Here is a 19701-nt window from a genome sequence, read left to right on the forward strand (position 1 = left end):
GGATGCCTAGGGCTTGAATGACAACGGGCTCTTGTTCCGGTCGTTGAGGTTGAAGGTGTCCTGGTCGAACTTGACGCGCAGGTTCAGGTACACGCCACGGGCCCGGTACGCCGCGCCGGTGAAGTCGGCATCGACGAAGCCGCGCTGGTTGTAGCCCACGCTCAGCCAGGCATTGTCGGCGACCTTGACACCGACCGAAACGCCAAGCTGGTAGTCGCGCGCGCCCGTCTGCCACGAGCGCAGCATGCCGGTATGCAGACCGATGTCCCAGCGCTTGCCCAGGTCTTGCCGCGCCTCGATGCCGATCAGGTCGGTGAAGCCCTTGTAGGCGGTGTTGTCGATGCTGTCGCGCACATACTTGGCGCCGTATTGGAACGCGATTTGGGTGCGCCGGTTCGGCATCCAGTTGGCGTTGGCGTTGTTGATGAGCTTGCGTGTGAGCAAACGGCCCGCCAGATCCTGCGTGGATTCGTGCACGTACTGTAGCCGGTCGAGCCAGATCCACTCGCTGTTCAACGGCCGGTGCGCGTAACTGAGGCGGGCATCGACCTTGGTGTTGTCTACGGTGCCCTTGACCCGGCTATAGGTCAGGCCTGCGGCCATGGTGCGGCCGTCGTCTAGGTTGCGCTGCGCGCCCAGCAGCAGATTGATCTTGGTGTCGGTGCTGCTGTCGCGCCATTCGATGCGGGCGTTGCTGCTCCAGTCCCTGGTTCTGTAGGCCGCACCCGCAAACAGCGCCGTGTAGTCGCCGGTCACGAGGCCGGGCGTGGCGCCTGTCGCCGTGCCGGACATCAGGCTGGATGAAGTGCTGGCCGTGGTGCCCGAGGCCAGCGGCTGCGCGGTGTTGAACGGGTTGGCCGCGACGCCGCTGAGCGTCTGCGAACGGTCGATGCCGAAATCGGCGGCCCATTGCTCGTCAATCTGCCACTTCTGCACCAGCCCGAGGTTGCTGTACAGCCGTCCGCCGTCGGGGCTGACCTGGTTACCCAGTGACGCAATGGCCTCGGCGCCGTTCCAGGGCCGCGTGCGCAGGCCCGCGCGGGTGGTGTCGGCCTGCAGCGTCGCGCTGCGTGCCAGCTCATGCTCGGCGAAGACCGTGGTTTGCGCCGTCAGTTTGTAGTCGACACCCAGGATCATCCGGCTCGGGAAGGTGGTGCTGTCACCACGGCCACCCATGTCCAGCTCGGTGCTGGCGCGCAAATTCAGCTGCTTGTCCAGCATCTCGTAGCCCACGCTGCCGACGAGCTGGCGTGCGCTGGCGTCTTTGCCCTTGCCGTCGCTCTCGCTGGCCGCGCGCACGCCGGCGCTGGTGGTGAGCGCCTGGTGTTTCCATTGCCCGCGCGCCTCGGCCACGTCACGTCGCGCGTTGTTGACCTGGTTTTCCTGGCGGTAGGCCTCCGCCTGGATCTGCGTCGAATCGGACAGCTTGAACCGTGCGTCGGCGCCGGTCTTGCGCGTTCCGGCCTCGGAACCGGCCTGCTGACCCAGGCCGAAGCCGGCGTCTTGCTGGCGCGCGTAGGCGCGCGCGTCCAGGTTGCCATCCACATGGCTCAACTCCGCCAGATAGGCGTTGCCGCCTTCCTTGCCTGCTGCCGCGTTGCGTTGGCTCTGGGCGAGCTCGGCGCGCAACTTGATGCTGTCGCCAAAGCGCAGCGTCGTGTCGGCGGCCGTCAGCGAGGCTTCCCGGCCCACGTTGCCCTCGTGGATACGGGTCAGGCCCAGCTCGCTTTGCTCACCCACCTTCATGGCGACGCGGCCACCGTATGTCAGCTTGGCATCGGCCTGGCTCCCGGACTCGTATTCGGCGACGATGAACACCGGGTTGAAAGCGGCGTCGCGCGGGGCAATCGGTTCGCGAAAGAATAGCGTACCCAGCGCGTGGTCGATCTGGTAGTCGAGATAGCGCGTGTAGGTTCTGGTGCTGATGATGATCTCCGGCCGCAAGCGGTCGCGCACCTCGACGCGCACCTTGTCGGAATTCACCACGATGTCACGGCTGGTCAGCCGGTACAGGCCCGAAGTGCCGTCACCCTGGATTTCGTCCTTGCGAAAGCTCTGCGCGGTCACGCTCGCGAAGGTGTTGTAGCCAAAGCGCTCGCCCTTGTACTCGGACTTGAAGCCGTTGAGCGTGCGGCTGTAGCGGCCCAGCTCGGTCACGGACAGGCCGGTGTCGTAGTCGCCGAACATCGCATAGAACTGCGCCTTCTCGATCTTCAGGTACAGCTTGCGCGCGCTGGCCGCGTCGAACTGCGGCTGGGTGGCATCGGCATACAGCGTGTAAAACAGGTTCGGGTCGACCGCCTGCTTGAGCACCGTGCTGCCGGCAGCATTTTTTTCCTTGGCACTGTCGTAGGCCATGGTCAGCAGGTACTCGCCCTTGATTTGACCCTTGGCATAAAACGCCACGCGGTCCTGGTCGAACAGCTGCTCGTCGGCGCCCGCAGCCTTCAGGCTTTCCATGTTGCCGCTCAGGCCCTTGAAGCCCCGGGTTCCCTCGGCAAAACCGACCAGCACCCATTCGCGCAGGTCGGGCTTGAGCCAGGCCCGGATCTCTTGCGTGCGGCTGCTTCCAAAGTCGAAGTTAAGCACCACCTCGCCGGCCTGCGTGGTGGGCTGCAGCGCAATCAGCGCCACGCCGTCGTCGCCGACTTGGTACCGCGCCTTGCCCCCGAGTTTGCCCGTCAGGGGCTCGCGCTGGATCGCCTCGGCCTGGTCTTGCGACAGATAGGGCGCCGCGACCTGGAACTCGCCGCCCGCGCCGCGCCGCACCGGCTGCCCCTCCTTGTCCAGCATGCGCACGGCGATCAGCGGCTGCGAGCGGCCGTCGGCGACCAGCCGTGAACGCTTGGCGTCGAACACGGCGCTGGCCGGCCCCACGGCGTAGTGGATGTTGCGGCTTTCCTGCAGCACGATCTGCCCTTGCGGGTCGCGCACCGTCACTTCCATCAGATTGGCGCCATCGCGCAGCTCCACGGCGCGCCAGCTGGACAGCGCCAGCGTGCCCGCCGGGTTCATCACCATGCCGTCGTAGCGCAAGACGCCAACCGGGGCGCCGTTGACCTTGAGTTCCACCTGGTGCCGGGGCTCGTGCTTGACCGCCACTTTCACCACGGGCAGCGCCGGTACAAAGCCGGCTTGCGGGTGCAGCCATTCGGCGCCGGGTGCGGCCGCGGCAATCCATTTGTCATCGTAGGGCAACTGTTCGACCAGTTGCTGCAGGGGAGCGGCCCGGCTGACAGTGGGCGCTGGAGCGGAAGGCTTGGGCTCGGCACCCGCGGCAGCTGGTGCCGGCAGGGCGATGGGCGCGCACTGCGCGGCTTCGGTGGCCGGCGCCTTGAGGTGCAGCGGCAACAGGCTTTGCGCCGGCTGATCGTTCGGCTGGACCTGCACGCTCACCGCGAAATCTGCGCTGGGTGCCGATTCCAGCTCAAAACTCAGCAACCGTTGCCAATTGCCGGACTGTGCGCCCAGCCGCGCCACCAGGAAGCCGTCGCCTGGCTCGGCCTGGGCGAATGGCTTTCCGTCGAGCTTGACGCTGCCGCCCACCACCTTGGCGCCATGGGGCAGCATCACGGTGGCGCTGAGGGCCTGGTTGGCGACCGGTGCCGCGAGGCGCAGACTCACAGCCTTGCCTTGCACCTGCACCTGCATCTGCTGGCTCAGGCAGCTTGCCACTTTCTTGAGCCGGAAGTCGGCGCGCCAAAGGGTGCCGCCGCGCACGTTGACGAACTGCGAGAAATTGCGGCCGCCGGTCCGGGTGTTCTGCTCGCAAGCCTGCAGTTCGAAGCCCTTGGGAAGGCTGGTTTCGTCGAGCTGCACCACATGCGTACCGGGCCGGATGTTGTCGGCATGCCAGCGGCCTTCCTGGTCGGTCACGATGTAAGTGCCGTCTTGCAGCATCACACGCACGCCCTTGAGCCCCAGCGGCATGCTTGCCGGGTCGGGTTTCGCGTCGTCCTTCTCGTTGCTGGCGTCGTTTTGGCAGGATTCGACCAGCGTCACGCGCCCCATCAGGATGGCGCGGCTGCGATTCAGGTCCTCGCGCACCAGCACGCTGGCCCGCGCGATGTTGGAGCTCGCTCCACCTATGGCCTGCGCGGTGTTTTCGGCCTGGCCCACCTGGGCACCGGCCTGTACCGCCGCGACGTAGCGCAGGCTTAAGGTGCCGTTGCCGGGCAGCGTGCCGATGCTGAACTCCAGGCCACGCCCGTCAGCGCTGATACGGGGGTCTGCCAGCACCGTTTTCTCCAGCCTGGCCGAGCCGGCCTGGTAGCGAAAGCCCACGGGCAGCCGATCGGCAATCCGCACCCCGGCCACCGATTTATTGCTGCCATTGCTAATGGTGACGGTGTAGGGCACGAATTCGCCTATGGCGACCGACGCCTTGCCTGCGCTCTTGGTAATCTGCACGCCGGCCGTGGCCAACGGGTCGAGCGGCATGTCGATTTCGAGCGCTGGGCCGGGCAGCACCGGGAAGGTTTCACCGCGCGAGCCTGTGACAATCAGGAAAGGCCCACCGGGCAAGGCCTGCAGCGCAGGCGTTGATGCCAGGGAGGGGAAGGCATAGCCGGCAGGTGGCGCAAGCGCCAGGCGGTAGCTGCCCGGCGCGATGCGCGGAAACTGGTAACGCCCTGGCGCGAAGGAGTAAACCGCGCCGCCGCTGTCGGTGACGCTGCCGCCGCTGGTCACGGTCGAGGGAAAGCTGCTCGTGCCGTCGTCGCCCAGCACCGTGGCGGGCTGGCCCGTCGCCATGTTGATCAGCGTGATCTGTGCGCCATTGACCGGCAGGCCGGTGGACGAGTCGAACACCAGCCCGAAAGGGTCCACCAGCGCCGCCGCAGTGACGGCAATGCTGCCCGCGGACTGCCCCTTGTAAGTGGCCAACAAGCGGTGGTTGCCGCCGACGTTGAGCTGGCAGTTGCCCGACTGGGCCGCACCGGACTTCGCGGGAATGTAGCCGATGAACACACCGGTAGAAGGGCCGGTTTCGGTCAGCCGCAGCGATTCGGTGTCGACACCGTTGCTGGACACCGTGACCACGACGGTTTCGGCCACCAGTGGGTCCATGTCCTGGTCGTAGTCGGTAACGCGCACAAACACCGTGTCGCCGTTGGCATACAGACTGGCGGGGGCCAGCAACTGGCTTCCCGGAATCGCCAGCGACCGGCCGCCCGGCAGAGCGGGTGTGGGCAGCGGGTTGAACCCGGCACCCGCGTTGCACTGCGTGACCGGCACGTTCTGCGAGGTCGCAACGCCGGCAGGCAGGCCATTGGTGCTGGACACATACTGCATGAACTCGATGGTCGCGGGCGGGCGCGCGGCCGTCAGCACGGTGACCGAACCGGTCACCGTGACCGGCGTGCCTGAAATGCTGTAGATGGCGCTGGCGATGTTGGTGATCGGCGTATTGGCGGGCGTGGCGGCCAAAGCGCCGCCCATGCCGCCCATGCCGGTCAAGGCGATCACGCCTCCGACCAGCAGGCGGCGCGCCAGCGCCGCAGGCGCGCCAAGGCAACCGGTAAACCAGGCCTTTGCATGGGCACGAGGCGTACCCATGCAAAGGCCCGCTGAAGCGGACTTCAGCGAGCGCAAGGCAGCCGCTCCCGCGCGGAGGACCGCGCTGGAGGGCTGGAAGATGCCGTGAATCTGGCGCAACTTCTGCTTAGTTGATCTTGACCTGGTAGATCACCGAGACGGATTCGGTCGCCTTCAATTCACCGGCCGTATAGGTTCCCTCCACCGGCAGCACCAGTCCGAAATTGACGTTGACGACGTTGCCGCCCGTCAGGTCGACACCGTCGACGCTGCTTGTCGTGGTGTAGTACTTCGGAAAGCCCGCGCGCGTGTCGCCCGCGACGTCAACCAGGAAGCCTGAACCAGCCGCCGATGTAGCGGTTCCCGTGGCTGCACTGCAGGTCGTCGCCGGTGCGGCCGTGCCCACGCCCGTGATCAGGTTGGCGTCGAAGGTCACCAAGGCGGTCAACGTGTCGGTGATGGTGCTCAGGGTGGCCGAGGCGGCACCGATGTTGGCGATCGTGATCGTGTAACGAACAAAGCTGCCCGGTATGTTTTTCGGATTAACGTCGCCGTTAAACGGATCGCAGACCGGTGCCACCGCCTTGGTGACCGTCAGGGTGGCCGTCACGACCTTGAAGACGTCGCGCGAGGAGGACTTGGCATCACGGGCAACGTCATCCGTGCCGGCTGCGTCGGCAAACACGATGTCCACGCCCGCTGTGTTGGCGGTAGTGGTCTCGACGAGGGCAACGCCTTGGCCGGCCGCACCGCCGACAAGGGCTGTGGCGGTCAGCGAGACCACGCCGATGTCATTGTTGATCTGGCCGGACGGGATCGAGCAGATCACGTAGACCGTCTTGCTGGCATCAGCCGCCAGCTCGTCGATGAAGGTCGCCGTGTCTTCGAGCACCTGGTAGCCTGCGGTGGCGCCGCTTTCAACCTTGACCGAGCAGGCGGTGGGATCGAAGTTGTCGGTGCCGCCGAACAGTACCGTGCCATTGGCAAGGTTGGCTGTTGACAGCGAGAAATCCTGCGCGCTGTTGCCTGAGTTAAGCACGTTGAAAGTGGCAGTCGCCGTCGTCGAGCCCGGCACGACGGACACGCCGGGGCTGACGTCGGTTGTCGTGACCAGCAGGTTGATTTTGTTGTCGACCACGAAGCTGGTATTGGTGCCCGCGCCAGATGTGTTGCCCGTCGCAGACGAACCGATAGGGCTCTGGGCCGTGCCACCGACCGAATAATTCAGCGTGGCCAGGTTGGTGATGGCCTGGCCGGCCGCGGTACCTGCCGCATGGGCCGCGCCGCCGCTCATTAGGCCGGACACCGCGAGCGCGATGAGCACCCCCGGTCTGGCCAGGATGTTACGAAAGAATAAGTTCATGGTGCTTCCTTGTAAAAAGTTGAACGTTGAAAGTGGAAAGTGGAAAGTGGAAAACCAAAATCTGAAATTGGGTTTGTGTTGCGATTCGGTTCTTTCTTGAAGGCGGCTTGAATCGCCGGCGCGGCGACCACACAAGGCGCGGCTTGATGCAGGGTGTTCATGGCGGGTTTTCCGTGGGCGCGCGCGGCTCAGGCGGCGCCAGGCCGTCGCAAGCCGACTGCGCGCCCCGCGGGGCAACGCAGCACACAAAGTCAGGCGTGGGGGTTGGGCTTAGTTGACGACGACGCGAAAGCCTGTCTCGCCCTGCTTGCCCGGCGCAAGTTCGCCGCGCAGGCTCCACCGGATGTGGGTGAACTCGGAAATACCGGCCGGGCGCTCTTTGCCGTCGGCGCCCTTGACCTTGACCTTGTCGGCCGCAGCCCAGGTTTTGCCGCCATCGGCCGAGTAAGTTATGTCCATGCCCTCGCCATAAGCACTGGCGGCCACCAATGTGGTGTTGGCGGGGACGGGATTGTTGATGTTGATGTTGCCGGCCGGCTTGGCGCTGATGTTTTTGAAGGTGGAGGTGTAGATCACCACCGTGCCGGGAATGGCCTTTTGCACCGGGCCGCGTTTTTTCTCGATCTTGCCGTCGGCGGCCTTGACCTCGACTTCAACCTCGGCGATGTTTTTGAACTCGATGTTGCCGCCAGCCGGGCGGGCTTGCGCGTAGGCCAATGGGCCGGCGGTAGCGGCCAGGCCGAACAGGAGGATGCTGGTTAAAGTTTTGCGCATGGTGGTTTTCCGGGATTCCAAGATTTCAGGGTTAATTGACGGTGACTTTGAATTCGATGACGCGGGCGGCTGGCACGGGGGTGTTACCGAACAGGACACCGACCGCGCCGCCGGCAAAGCTGGCGTTGTCGGCGTCGGCGCCATCGCTGCGCGCGACACCATCGACGGTGATGCTGGCGGGCACATAGGTGGTGCTGGCAGGCAGCGGGTCGGCGAAGGAAAAGTTTTCGGCGATGCCCGAACCCGTCAGGGTCAGCACCACCCGGTAGGTCAGCACTGCGCCCGGCATGACCAGGCTGCCGCCCAGCGGGTCGCGCACGGCAACGACCGTCTTGACCACCGTCAGCGATATGCCCGAGACGATGTAGCCGCCGGTGACGGTTGATTGCGCGCGGCTGCCGCCGACGACCGCGTCCACCCCGCCCTGGCCGAGTCCGGCCAGCGTAGCTCCGGGCCGGGCACCGGCCGCGCCAGGCGTCGTCGAGCTGGCACTCAGGCTGACGTTGCCGGTTGCGCCAGTGGCAAGCGCTGCGGGGATGCTGCTGAAAACGTAGACGGCTCGGCTGGCATCGGCTGCCAGCACCGGGTCGTTGATGCCGGGCAGGTACAAGATGTCGGCATTGGGGCCGCTCGGCTGGAAGCCGGGTTGCACGCCGCTTTCGAGGTAGATCGCGCCGGCAGCCGCGTTTGTCGGGTCGAACTGGTCGCCCGCGATCGCGTTGTTACGCGCCAGCCCAAACGTCTCGGCTCCATTGCCCGTATTGGTCAGCACAAAAGTCAGTGCCTTGCCCGCGTCCGGGGAGTTCACGGCCACCGGAGTGCCGTCCTGCCAGGTCAGTACCACGTTGATCACCTCGGCCACAACCACAACCGGCGCGACCGCCGTGACGGGTGTCGCCGGCCGACCGGCGATGGAGTAGGTGAGCGTGGCCGCGTTCGGGATCGGCGTGCCCGCAGGGGCGCCTGCGGCGAAGGCAACAGGCGCGGCGAAGCCAGCCACGGCAACCGTCAGGCCCGCCAGGCTTTTTCTCCAATTACCGAATCCTCGACGCAATCTCATCCATTACTCGATTCCAGTTGCCAACCTCGGGCCAAGACAGAGCACCTTTGCCTCCACCCCCAACAAGGTGTAAATATTTCTCACCAATTGACCGGTGTATGTAACTTTTTGTATCGTAACAAAAGCCAGCTACAACTGGCGAATTTAGTGATACGAATGAATCAAATAAATCGGTTCATTGCCTAAAACCACACATATTCCCTGAACATTTCTTGTATGGCGTGCTTTTTCACGAAACTTTTCCCAATAAAAACGCCTATCCCCTCAATCGTCATCACGGCAAATTTAAGTATTTAGATTTACTTTTTTCTGGGTGATTGTGTAAATTTACGTAACAACGACAGGCGCCCCGAGTCCGGGTTGCTTGTGAAAAAGGCAAGCCAGGTTTTCGCCCTGTATCTGATGCGGGCAAGCAGACGATGGCACCCAACCTTGGCCTCGGCTTTTTTTCGTGGGAGGGGATGTTTTGCGTAACCTTGCCAGGCAAAGTCAGCGAATGAAGGGTGACGGGTGACGGCGAATGATTGCTACGAATCAGATAGCTACCTGCGCCTGCAGTCACTGGGCTGGAAACCAAAGCCGCTCATAAACTCAAGGCAAATCTCAGCGCACCCCATCGCGCAAGCGCGCAAACACCTTCCAGAACGCCGCCTCCTGCGTGGTCGCAAAGTTGATGCGCATCAGGGTGCTGGGCTTGCGCACCGCATGGAACAGCGCGCCGGGGGCAATCAGGTAGCCCTCGTCGAGCATGCGCTGCGCCAGCGCGTCGGTGTCTACCCCGGTATCCACCCAGCCAAACAGGCCGGCCGGCTCGGCCGCGAAGGTGCAGCCATGCGCCAGCGCCAGCTTGACGCTGCGGGCGCGCGCCTGGTCGAGCCGGGTGCGTATGCGTTCGGCATGGCGGCGCAACTGGCCCTGGTCTATGCACCAGGCCAAGGCTTTTTCGAGCAGGGCGGGTGTGGTCAGCGTCGCCAGCAGCTTGGTGTCGAGCAGGCGCTCGACCAGGTCGGGCGGCGCGGCCATGAAGCCGACGCGCCAGCCGGGCGCGAGGATTTTGGCAAAACCACTGACATAAATCGTGCGCTGCAGGCCATCCAGGGCGCATAGCCGCGTGGCGTGCTCGGGCGCCAGGTGGCTGTAGGTGTCGTCTTCGGCGATATGAAAGTTGTGCTGATTGGCCAGCTGCAGCACACGGTGGGCGCTGCCGGGCGTGAGGCAGTAGCCGGTGGGGTTGTGGAACACGCTAACGCTGACAAACAGTTTGGGCTGGTGGATTTCGCAGTACTGCGCCATCACCTCCAGGTCGGGCCCGTCGGCGCGGCGCGGCACCGGCAGGATGCGCATGCCCAGGGCGTCGAGCCGCGCAAACTCCACGGCCCAGCCGGGTTCTTCCACCATCACGCAGTCGCCAGCGCGCAACAGGGTGCGGCTCACGATGTCCAGCGCATGGGTGGCGCCGACGGTGGTGATGATCTGCTCGGGCACGGCGTGCACATTGAGTGCGCTCAACTTTTGCGAGAGTGCGCGGCGCAGGCCGCTGTCGCCCATGGGTTCGCCGTACTGCAGCGAAAAATCCCGCAGCGCACTGACGCTGGTGACCTTGCGGACGGCCGTCGGCATGAAAGTGGTCTCCAGCCAGTCCGGTGGAAACACGCCCATGCCGGGCTGCGGCTTGTTGCTGATCTTGTGGAACATGCCGCGAATCAGTGCGGTGGCGTCCACCGGCGCCTGGCGTGTGGCCATCCAGGTGGCGGTGCTCCAGCTGTTCAGCGGGGCCGGGGTTTCGGATGCGGGTGCGGCGCCCGGCGCAGTCGCTATGTTTTTCATAGCTGATAGCACTTTGTTGGCGGGAGTCAACGCCGCATTGAGCGATGCATCGCGGACAAAAAAGCCGCGATTCTTGCGCGCCTCCACCAGCCCCTGCGCCAGCAGCTGGTCATAGGCCGCCACCACCGTGGACGCGCTCACGCCCTGCTGTTCGGCACACAGCCGCACCGATGGCAGACGCGCGCCGGGTGCCAGCAGGCGGCTGCGAATGCGCTCGGCAAAGCGTGCGCTGAGCTGTTCTGTCAGGGACTGCGAAGCGGTTTTCATCAACATGGCGTGGCCTTGATGGGTAAGTGTGCCGACACGGTTATCAATACAGTTTTGAAATTTGTACCCTTAACTGTATTGGTAGTGTGTTGGTTTCAACTATAAAGTCTGAGTCATGAATTGGCAAGAATTTATGGCTTTACTGGTACTGGCCACGGCGATGAGCTTCACGCCGGGGCCCAACACCACGCTGTCCACGGCGCTGGCGGCCAACCACGGCCTGAAGCGCGCGCTGCCTTTTGTCTGCGCCGTGCCGGTCGGCTGGGGCGCGCTGCTCAGCCTGTGTGCGCTGGGCCTGGGCGCGCTGCTGCTGGCGGTGCCACTGCTGGGCTGGGCCATCAAGGTGGTCGGCGTGGCCTATTTGCTGTGGCTGGCCTCAAAAATAGCCCACTCTCGCCAGCTCAGCGAAGCCGACGCGGCCCGCATGAATGTCACCTTCTGGCAGGGCGCGGCGCTGCAGTTTGTCAACATCAAGGCCTGGATGCTGGCGCTGGCGATTGTCAGCGGCTGGATCGCCGGGCGCAGCGACCCCGCATTGCGCATGGCCGTGGTGCTGCCGGTGATGCTGGCCTTTGCCTTTGTCAGCAACCTGGCCTATGCGCTGGCGGGTTCCCTGCTGCGTGACTGGCTGTCGGGGCCTGAAGGCACGGCCCGCCGGCTGCTCCGGTTTAACCACGCCATGGCGCTGGTGCTCGTGGTCACCGCCATCTGGATGCTCTATCTATGAACCGGGACGCCCAACTCAACAAGGGGCTCTGGCTCGGCCTGCTGGGTATCGTGATTTTCTCCGTCACGCTGCCGATGACGCGCCTGGCCACGGGCACGCCCGACGCGCCGCAAATGTCAGGCGTCTTCATTGCACTGGGCCGGGCCGTGGTGGCGGCTGGCCTGTCAGCCGTGTTTTTACTGACCACACGTGCACCCCTGCCACGGCGCCAGGACTGGTGGCCGCTGGCTGTCACGGCGAGCGGTGTGGTGTTTGGCTTTCCGCTGTTCACCTCGGTCGCCATGCGCCATGTGGAGGCGGTGCACGCGAGCGTGATTGTGGGTGTGCTGCCGCTGGCCACCGCTGCCGTGGGCGCACTGCTGCACCGCCAGCGCCCCTCCGCGGGTTTCTGGCTGTGCGCCGCGCTGGGCAGCGCGCTGGTGGTGGCGTTTGCCATGCTGCGCTCGGGCAGCGCTGTGGGTGGCCTGTCGATCAATTTCGCAGACCTGTTGCTGCTGGCCGCCTGCCTGTGCGCGGCCATAGGTTACGGCTACGGTGCGCGGCTGTCACAGCACATGCGTGCCGAGCATGTGATTTGCTGGGCACTGGTGATGGCGCTGCCGCTGACCCTGCCGCTCTCCCTCATCAGCTGGCCGGCGGCGCCGCTCAAGGCCAGCGCCTGGTGGGGCTTTGCCTATGTGGCGGTGTTCTCGATGTGGCTGGGCTTTTTTGCCTGGTACCGCGGGCTGGCGCTGGGCGGCACGGTGCGCGTCAGCCAGGTGCAACTGGTGCAGCCCTTTTTGTCGATGCTGTTTGCCGTGCCGCTGCTCGGTGAGTCGCTCGATGCGGTGACGGTGGGCTTTGGCGTGGCCGTGATCGCCACGGTGTTTGTCGGCAAGAAAATGCCGGTGCACCAAGCCACGCGCGCGCCGATGGCCGGCCCAGGCCCGCTACTGAACACCGGGGAGCAGTGATGTATTCGGCCGCCTTCATCTTTGAACCGGGCACCTACGACGAGCGATTCCACGCGCTGGACGCGCTGATCGAGCAGGCCGCCCACGCCACCCCCGGTTATCTGGGTGCGGAGTGGTGGAAGTCGCCGGACGGCACGAAGAGCAACGCCGTCTACTTCTGGGAGACCGAGGAGTCGCTGCGCGCCTTCTCGTCGCACCCCAAGCACCTGGAAGCCAAACGCCAGTACACCCAGTGGTACAAGGGCTTTCACATTGTCATCTCGCAGGTGCTGCGCTCGTATGGCGACGGCACGATTGCGCACATCACGCCCAACCAGCGAACGCGACAGGAAGAACCGATAGCATGAACATCAGCAACATCCCCTTTGGCACGACCGACTGGTCCACCGTGGACCGCACCGAGCATTCGGCGCTGGCAGGCAAGGCCTTCTGGCGTACCCAACAATTTGGCGACGTGCGCGTGCGCATGGTCGAGTACACCGCCGGCTATGTGTCCGACCACTGGTGCAGCAAAGGGCATATCCTGTTGTGCCTGGAGGGGGAATTGCATACCGAGCTGGAAGACGGCAGCGTGCATGTGCTGATACCGGGCATGAGCTACCAGGTGGCCGATGGGGCCGAGGCGCACCGCTCAAAGGCACCGAATGGCGCCAAACTGTTTATCGTGGACTGAATGCAGAAAAGAGAAGAGAAGAGAAGAGAAGAGAAGAGAGAAAAAGGAACACACATGAAATGGAACATGGCCGCACGTGCCGAAAAAATGAACCCCTCCGTGATCCGCGAGATCCTGAAGGTCACCGAGAAGCCCGGCATCATCAGCTTTGCCGGCGGGCTGCCCTCGCCCAAGACATTTCCGGTCAGCGCCTTCAGCGCGGCCTGTGAAAAGGTGCTGCGCGAAGACGGCCACGCTGCGCTGCAGTACGCGGCCAGCGAAGGCTATGCGCCGCTGCGCGAGATGGTGGCGGCCATGCTGCCGTGGAAGGTCGATCCGGCGCAAGTGCTGATCACCACCGGTTCGCAGCAGGGCCTGGACTTGATCGCCAAAATCCTGATCGATGCGGGCAGCCGCGTGCTGGTGGAAACGCCCACCTACCTGGGCGCGCTGCAGGCTTTCACGCCCATGGAACCCGACATCGTCAGCGTGGCCAGCGACGGCGAAGGCGTGGACCTTGCCGATCTGGCAAGTAAGGCAGCCCCCACGCTTGCCACTTCGTGTGCTGCGCTGCCCCCCGAGGGGGCAGGTTCGCCTTGGGGCGGCCCGGCGGCGAACAAGGCCGCCGGCGCGCGGTTCTTCTATGTGTTGCCCAATTTCCAGAACCCGACAGGCCGCACCATGACCGAAGAACGCCGTGCGGCGCTGAGCGCTGAAGCCGCGCGCCTGGGTCTGCCCATCGTGGAAGACAACCCCTATGGTGATCTCTGGTTTGACAACCCGCCGCCGCTGCCGCTGACGGCACGCAACCCCGAAGGCTGTGTCTACCTCGGTTCGTTTTCCAAGGTGCTGGCGCCGGGGCTGCGGCTGGGCTTCATGGTGGCGCCCAAGGCGCTCTACCCCAAGCTGCTGCAGGCCAAGCAGGCGGCCGACCTGCACAGCCCGGGTTTTAACCAGCGCATGGTGGCTGAAGTCATGAAGGGCGGTTTTCTGGACCGCCATGTGCCGACCATACGGGCGCTCTACAAGTCGCAGCGCGATGCCATGCTGGCCGCGATGCAGCGCGAAATGCCCGATGGCGTGTCATGGAACACACCGGCGGGCGGCATGTTTCTGTGGGCGCGCCTGCCCGAGGGCATGAATGCCGTGGACCTGTTGCCCCATGCGGTTGAGCGCGGGGTGGCTTTCGTGCCCGGCGCCGCGTTTTATGCCGAGGGAGCGGACGCGGGCACCCTGCGCCTGTCGTTTGTCACCGCGAGCGTCGAGCAGATCAATATCGGCATCGCCGCGCTGGCCGCCGCGATTCGCGAGCGACAGGCGCCTGCCGCGCTGGCGGCTTCGCAGGCCGCGACGGATCAGGCACTGGCAGCCAGCCTTTAAACCGTCCAAAATTCGTCAATATTTCAGGAAAGACATTCAGCATGCTGCATATCTGGGGACGCATCAGCTCCATCAATGTCAAGAAAGTGATCTGGACCGCGCAAGAGCTCGGGCTGAACTTTCAGCGCACCGATGCCGGCGGCCTGTTCGGCATCGTCAAGACGCCCGAGTATGTGCGGCTGAATCCCAACTCCACGGTGCCCGTGATCGAGGACGACGACTTCGTGCTGTGGGAGTCCAATGTGATCGTGCGTTACCTGTGCGCCAAACACTCGGCAGGCCAGATGTACCCCACCGACCTGCGCGCGCGTTTTGACGCCGAGCGCTGGATGGACTGGCAGCAAACCACGCTGAACCCGGCCAGCCGCCCCGGCTTCTGGCAGCTGATCCGCACGCCGGCGGAGCAGCGCAACGCGGCGGTGATTGCCGAGTCGAACGCCGCAGTCGAGTCCCTGATGGCGACGCTGGACCGGCACCTCGCGCAGCGTGCCTTCATGGCCGGCGAGCATTTCTCCATGGCCGACATTCCACTGGCCTGCGAAGTGCACCGCTGGTTCGGCCTGCCGCAGCCGCGCCAGAGCCGGCCGAACCTCGAACGCTGGTATGCGGGCATCCGCGCCCGGCAGGCCAGCAAGGGCGTGCTGGACCTAGCACTGTCCTGACACCTTCAAACGGACCCACACCATGAAAACCAGACCCTTTCAACAAGTTGACGTGTTCACCCCAGTGCCTTATTTCGGCAACCCACTGGCCGTGGTGCTCAACGGCAGCGGCCTCGATGACGAGACGATGCAGCGCTTTGCCCGCTGGACGAATTTGTCGGAGACCACCTTCGTGCAGCCGCCAGCCGACCCGTCGGCGGACTACCGGTTGCGCATCTTCACGCCCGGCGGCGAGCTGCCCTTTGCCGGCCATCCCACGCTGGGCAGCTGCCACAGCTGGCTGCAGGCGGGTGGACAGCCGCGCAGCCAGGACTTCATCGTGCAGGAATGCAAGATTGGCCTGGTGAAAATCCGGCGCGAAGGCGCGCGTCTGGCCTTCGCAGCGCCGCCGCTCAAACGCTCCGCGCCCAGCCCGGCACTGCTGGCCCAGGTCGCCGCCGCCCTCGGTGTGAAAGCGCCGCAGATTCTTGCCGCGCAGCTGCTCGACAACGGGCCGGTCTGGCTCGGCCTGCTGCTGGACAGCCCGGAAACCGTGCTGCAGCTCACGCCTAACCATCTGGAGCTTGAAAAGCTGGACGCCAAGGTCGGCGTGGCGGCCGTCTACCAACCCGAGGAAACGCCGTCGCTGATCGCCCGAGCCAACCGCGAAGCGCAAGCCTTTGTGGCCCCCACGCTTGCCACTGCGTGTGCTGCGCTGCCCCCCAAGGGGGCTGAACTTGCTCGGGGCGGCCCTTCGCTGCGTTCGATGACCTCCATGACGGCCAGCGCCGAGCCGGACCTGGAAGTGCGCGCCTTTGTCGCCTCCATCGGCATCAACGAAGACCCGGTGACCGGCAGCCTCAATGCCGGCCTGGCGCAGTGGTTGATCGCGGAAGGTCATGTGCCCGAGCGCTATCTGGCCGCGCAAGGGGTGTGCCTGGGCCGCGCGGGACAGGTTCATATCGAGCGCGATGCCTCAGGGCAGGTGTGGGTCGGCGGTGAATCGGTGACCTGCATCACCGGCCAGGTCATGCTGTAGATCATGAAAATCGCGGCCCATGCCCCCCAGCCCCTGGCGTCGCAGGTCGACCACCTGGTGGTGATGGCGGCCAGCCTGGCCGAAGGCGTGCAATGGTGCGAAGCCTTGTTGGGCATCTCGCCCGGGCCGGGCGGCGAGCATGCGCTGATGGGAACGCACAACCGCCTCTTCACCGTGGCCTCACCGGCCTATCCGCAGACCTACCTCGAAATCATGGCCATCCACGCGGGAGCCCCCTGTGCCCGCACGTCCGGTGCCAAGCGCTGGTTTGACCTGGATGACCGGGAGCTGCAGCTGCAACTAGCCAAGCACGGGCCGCAACTGGCGCACTTTGTCGCGAGCACGACGCAGGCACAGGCCGGCGTGCGGGCGCTGGCCCGCCTGGGCCTGGACCGGGGCGAGGTACTGCAAGCCTCGCGCATGACACCGCAGGGCTTGCTGGACTGGAAGATCACCGTGCGCAACGACGGCCAGCGGCTTTTTTACGGCGCGCTGCCGACGCTGATCCAGTGGGGCGCGGTCCACCCGACGCACAGCATGGCTTCCTCAGGCGTCACGCTGCAGTCACTGCACGCCAGCCACCCGCGGCCCGATGCGCTGCGAGCAGGCTACCAGGCCATCGGACTCACCGGCGTGGAGGTTGTGCAGGGCTCCCCCAATCTCATCGCCACGCTGCAAACGCCGCGAGGTGTCGTCACGCTGGAGTCCATGGGCATTTAAGGCGTGGCAAAAGTAAAGAGTAAAGAGAAGAGAAAGAGAAACGCCATGTTGACTGTTCAGGAACTCGCCTGGTTTGCACTTGCTGCGCTCGTGCTGGTGCTCACGCCCGGGCCGAACATGATTTATTGCATTTCGCGCACCCTGTGTCAGGGCCGCAGTGCCGGGCTCATTTCGCTGGGCGGCGTCGTGCTGGGCTTTGTGGTTCACCTGCTGGCCGCCTCATTCGGCCTGACAGCCCTGCTGCTGGCCGTTCCGCTGGCCTTCGACACCATCAAGCTGGCCGGCGCGATGTATTTGCTGTGGCTGGCCTGGCAGGCTGTCAAGCCGGGTGGATTGGCGCCGTTCGAGACGCGCGAATTGCCGCACGATACGCCGCGCACGCTGTTCCTCATGGGCTTCATGACCAATCTGCTCAACCCGAAGGTGGCCATGTTTTACCTGTCTTTCTTCCCGCAGTTCCTGCATCCGGAACGCGGCGAACTGCTGCTGCAAAGCCTGAGCCTGGGCGCCGTGCAAATCGGCATCAGCACCGGCGTCAACACGGTGCTCATCTGCTTCGCGGCCGGGATGGCCGGCTTCCTGAACCGCAACCGCCGCTGGATGCGCGTGCAGCGTTATGTGATGGGTAGCGTGCTGGGCTTGCTGGCGCTACGCCTGCTGTCCGAGAAGCGGGCCGCGGCATGAGCCGCCGGGCCGCTCCCAAGGCGAATGGCACCGCAGCGCGTAGTGCGGAGCTTAAGCCATGAGCACCGCGCTGCACGACGCGCCCGCGGTCACCCCGCGGGCCGATGCCCTTCCTTCGCTGCGCGCCATCGAAGAGGCGGCCGGCGTGGTGTACCGGCAGTTCCAGGCCACGCCGCAATACCGCTGGGGCCTGTCCAGCGAGCGGCTGGGCACCGACTGCTGGATCAAGCACGAGAACCACACGCCCGTCGGCGCCTTCAAGCTTCGCGGCGGGCTAACCTACTTTGACGCGCTGGAAAAAAGCGGCATGCTCCCTCGTGAGATCATCAGCGCCACACGGGGCAACCACGGCCAGAGCATAGGCTGGGCCGCCCGCGCCCATGGCGTGGCCTGCACCATCGTTGTTCCCCACGGCAATTCGCTCGAAAAGAATGCAGCCATGCGTTCACTGGGCGCGACGCTGATCGAGCAGGGCCAGGACTTCCAGGAGAGCCGCGAGTTCGCCATCCGGCTGGCCGCCGAACGCGGCGCCCACATGGTGCCGAGCTTTCATGCTGACCTGCTGCGCGGCGTGAGCACCTATTGGTGGGAATTCATGCGGGCCGTGCCGCAGCTGGATGTGGTGTACGTGCCGATTGGCCAGGGCTCCGGGGGCTGCTCGGCCATTGCCGCCAAGCTGGCGCTCGGACGTAGCCTGCGCATCGTCGGCGTGGTGAGCGCGCACGCCCCCACCTACGCCGACTCCCTGGCGGCAGGCCGCGTGGTGGAGGCGCCGGTGACAACCCGGCTGGCCGACGGCATGGCCTGCCGCATCGCGGACCCGGAAGCGCTTGAACTCATGGCGCCGCACATCGACCACGTGGTGCAGGTCACCGATGACGAGGTCGCGCAGGCCATGCGCGATCTGTATGCGGACACGCACAACGTCGCCGAGGGGGCCGGGGCGGCCAGCTTCGCCGCCGCCATGCAGGAGCGCAGCCAGCTCAAGGGACAGGTGGTCGGCACCACCCTGTGCGGCGGCAATGTGGACAGCGCCACGCTGGCCAGCGTGCTCGCGGCCGGTTAGCGCCACCCGCACGGACCCGCCGGCGGGTCCGTGTCACCCCGGTATCACCCCGCCACCTCCCCGTCGCCCTTGGGACACGCTCCGGCGCCCGTCTGGCCTAAATTTCAGCCATGGGAACCCTTTACCTCGTGCGCCATGGCCAGGCCTCGTTTGGCGCCGATGACTACGATGTGCTCAGTGCGATGGGGCACCAGCAAAGCGTGCGCCTGGGCGAATACTTCCAGCAGCGGGGCGTGACGTTTGACGCCGCACTGACCGGCACCCTGAATCGCCAGATCCAGACATTTGCCGGAATCTGCCAGGGCATGGGCGTGGAGTTTGCGATACCAGACGGAGCCGAACGCCGCGACGGGTCGCCCCAAGCAAGTTCAGCCCCTTTGGGGGGCATCCTTCGACAGGCTCAGGACGAACGGAGTTCAGTGAGCGAACGTGAGGGCCATCCCACTCCAGCCGGGGCCGCGGAACCGGCTCTGCCGGGCCGCAGGCGCAGCGCCCCCCCGGGGGGCAGCGCATTACACGCAGTGAAAAGCGTGGGGGCCCATCTCCTCTGGCCAGGCCTGAACGAATACGACAGCCATGCGGTCATTGAAACCATTCACCCGCACAAGCTCGAAAAGCCGACTTCGCCCGAGATGTACCGCAGCCACTTTCGCCTGCTGCGCGACGGCCTGGCCCAATGGATGGCCGGCGTCGTCAGCCCCCGGGGCATGCCCAGCTACAACGACTTTGTGGTTGGCGTGACCAGCGCGCTGGACCACGTCCGAAAAAACTGCGAGGGCAATGTGCTGCTGGTCTCCAGCGGCGGGCCGATCGCGACTGCGGTGGGCCATGTGCTGGGCACCAGCCCGGAAACGACGATCGAGCTGAACCTGCGTATCCGCAACTGCTCCGTCACTGAATTCGCTTTCACGCCCAAGCGCCACATGCTGGTGACCTACAACACGCTGCCGCACCTGGAGGGGCCCGAATACGCCAGCTGGATAACCTACGCCTGAGCCCGCGGAGGCCGGCTG

At 65.1% G+C, this 19701-nt stretch carries 16 protein-coding genes and 2 pseudogenes; 12 read left to right on the forward strand and 6 right to left on the reverse strand.

Annotated features, from left to right (window positions below):
• Positions 1-6 precede the first annotated feature (6 nt).
• The 6 genes from AC1DUR_RS05270 to AC1DUR_RS05295 all read right to left on the reverse strand — a co-directional run bounded on the left by AC1DUR_RS05270 (position 7) and on the right by AC1DUR_RS05295 (position 10832).
• Positions 7-5556: a hypothetical protein gene (locus AC1DUR_RS05270; RefSeq protein ID WP_477721405.1), complete on the reverse strand. Its 5550-nt coding sequence runs from the start codon at positions 5554-5556 to the stop codon at positions 7-9.
• 106 nt (positions 5557-5662) lie between these two features.
• Complete coding sequence (locus AC1DUR_RS05275) at positions 5663-6898, reverse strand: autotransporter outer membrane beta-barrel domain-containing protein (protein ID WP_477721406.1); 1236 nt, start codon at positions 6896-6898, stop codon at positions 5663-5665.
• On the reverse strand, positions 6895-7059 hold the full coding sequence (locus AC1DUR_RS05280) for a hypothetical protein (RefSeq protein WP_477721407.1): 165 nt from the start codon (positions 7057-7059) through the stop codon (positions 6895-6897). Before AC1DUR_RS05280 ends, AC1DUR_RS05275 begins: the two co-directional genes overlap by 4 nt.
• A gap of 109 nt (positions 7060-7168) precedes the next feature.
• The gene (locus AC1DUR_RS05285; RefSeq protein WP_477719116.1) at positions 7169-7672 is read right to left on the reverse strand and encodes a hypothetical protein; all 504 of its coding nucleotides are present in this window, start codon (positions 7670-7672) and stop codon (positions 7169-7171) included.
• Positions 7673-7703: 31 nt separating this feature from the next.
• Positions 7704-8732 (reverse strand): DUF11 domain-containing protein, encoded by a 1029-nt coding sequence (locus tag AC1DUR_RS05290; protein ID WP_477719117.1) that lies wholly within the window; start codon positions 8730-8732, stop codon positions 7704-7706.
• Between the two features lie 603 nt (positions 8733-9335).
• Positions 9336-10832: an aminotransferase-like domain-containing protein gene (locus AC1DUR_RS05295; protein ID WP_477719118.1), complete on the reverse strand. Its 1497-nt coding sequence runs from the start codon at positions 10830-10832 to the stop codon at positions 9336-9338.
• 109 nt (positions 10833-10941) lie between these two features.
• On the opposite strand from AC1DUR_RS05295, the gene AC1DUR_RS05300 reads away from it, so the two are divergent.
• From AC1DUR_RS05300 to AC1DUR_RS05355, 12 genes and pseudogenes are all read left to right on the forward strand, one after another.
• Positions 10942-11553, forward strand: coding sequence for a LysE family translocator (locus tag AC1DUR_RS05300; RefSeq protein ID WP_477721408.1), 612 nt, complete (start codon positions 10942-10944; stop codon positions 11551-11553).
• Entirely contained in the window at positions 11550-12506 is a 957-nt protein-coding gene (locus AC1DUR_RS05305; protein WP_477721409.1) for a DMT family transporter, read from the forward strand. Before AC1DUR_RS05300 ends, AC1DUR_RS05305 begins: the two co-directional genes overlap by 4 nt.
• Entirely contained in the window at positions 12506-12853 is a 348-nt protein-coding gene (locus AC1DUR_RS05310) for an antibiotic biosynthesis monooxygenase family protein (protein WP_477721410.1), read from the forward strand. The genes AC1DUR_RS05305 and AC1DUR_RS05310 overlap by 1 nt, the downstream gene beginning before the upstream one ends.
• Positions 12850-13179, forward strand: a complete 330-nt coding sequence (locus tag AC1DUR_RS05315) for a DHCW motif cupin fold protein (RefSeq protein WP_477721411.1) — start codon at positions 12850-12852, stop codon at positions 13177-13179. The genes AC1DUR_RS05310 and AC1DUR_RS05315 overlap by 4 nt, the downstream gene beginning before the upstream one ends.
• 54 nt (positions 13180-13233) lie before the next feature.
• Complete coding sequence (locus tag AC1DUR_RS05320) at positions 13234-14538, forward strand: aminotransferase-like domain-containing protein (RefSeq protein ID WP_477721412.1); 1305 nt, start codon at positions 13234-13236, stop codon at positions 14536-14538.
• Positions 14539-14579: 41 nt separating this feature from the next.
• A complete protein-coding gene (locus AC1DUR_RS05325; RefSeq protein WP_477721413.1) occupies positions 14580-15200 on the forward strand; it encodes a glutathione S-transferase family protein in 621 nt (206 codons plus the stop codon).
• 22 nt (positions 15201-15222) lie between these two features.
• The gene (locus AC1DUR_RS05330) at positions 15223-16218 is read left to right on the forward strand and encodes a PhzF family phenazine biosynthesis protein (protein WP_477721414.1); all 996 of its coding nucleotides are present in this window, start codon (positions 15223-15225) and stop codon (positions 16216-16218) included.
• Between the two features lie 3 nt (positions 16219-16221).
• Positions 16222-16938 (forward strand): VOC family protein, encoded by a 717-nt coding sequence (locus tag AC1DUR_RS05335; protein ID WP_477721415.1) that lies wholly within the window; start codon positions 16222-16224, stop codon positions 16936-16938.
• Positions 16939-16983: 45 nt separating this feature from the next.
• Positions 16984-17622: a LysE family translocator gene (locus AC1DUR_RS05340; protein WP_477721416.1), complete on the forward strand. Its 639-nt coding sequence runs from the start codon at positions 16984-16986 to the stop codon at positions 17620-17622.
• A gap of 58 nt (positions 17623-17680) precedes the next feature.
• A complete protein-coding gene (locus AC1DUR_RS05345; RefSeq protein WP_477721417.1) occupies positions 17681-18688 on the forward strand; it encodes a threonine dehydratase in 1008 nt (335 codons plus the stop codon).
• A 110-nt stretch (positions 18689-18798) separates the two neighbouring features.
• Positions 18799-19005 (forward strand): annotated as a pseudogene (locus AC1DUR_RS05350) (histidine phosphatase family protein); the annotation flags it as partial.
• 225 nt (positions 19006-19230) lie between these two features.
• Positions 19231-19683, forward strand: a pseudogene (locus AC1DUR_RS05355) (histidine phosphatase family protein); the annotation flags it as partial.
• Positions 19684-19701 lie beyond the last annotated feature (18 nt).

Source organism: Polaromonas sp. P4_F4, assembly GCF_056401355.1.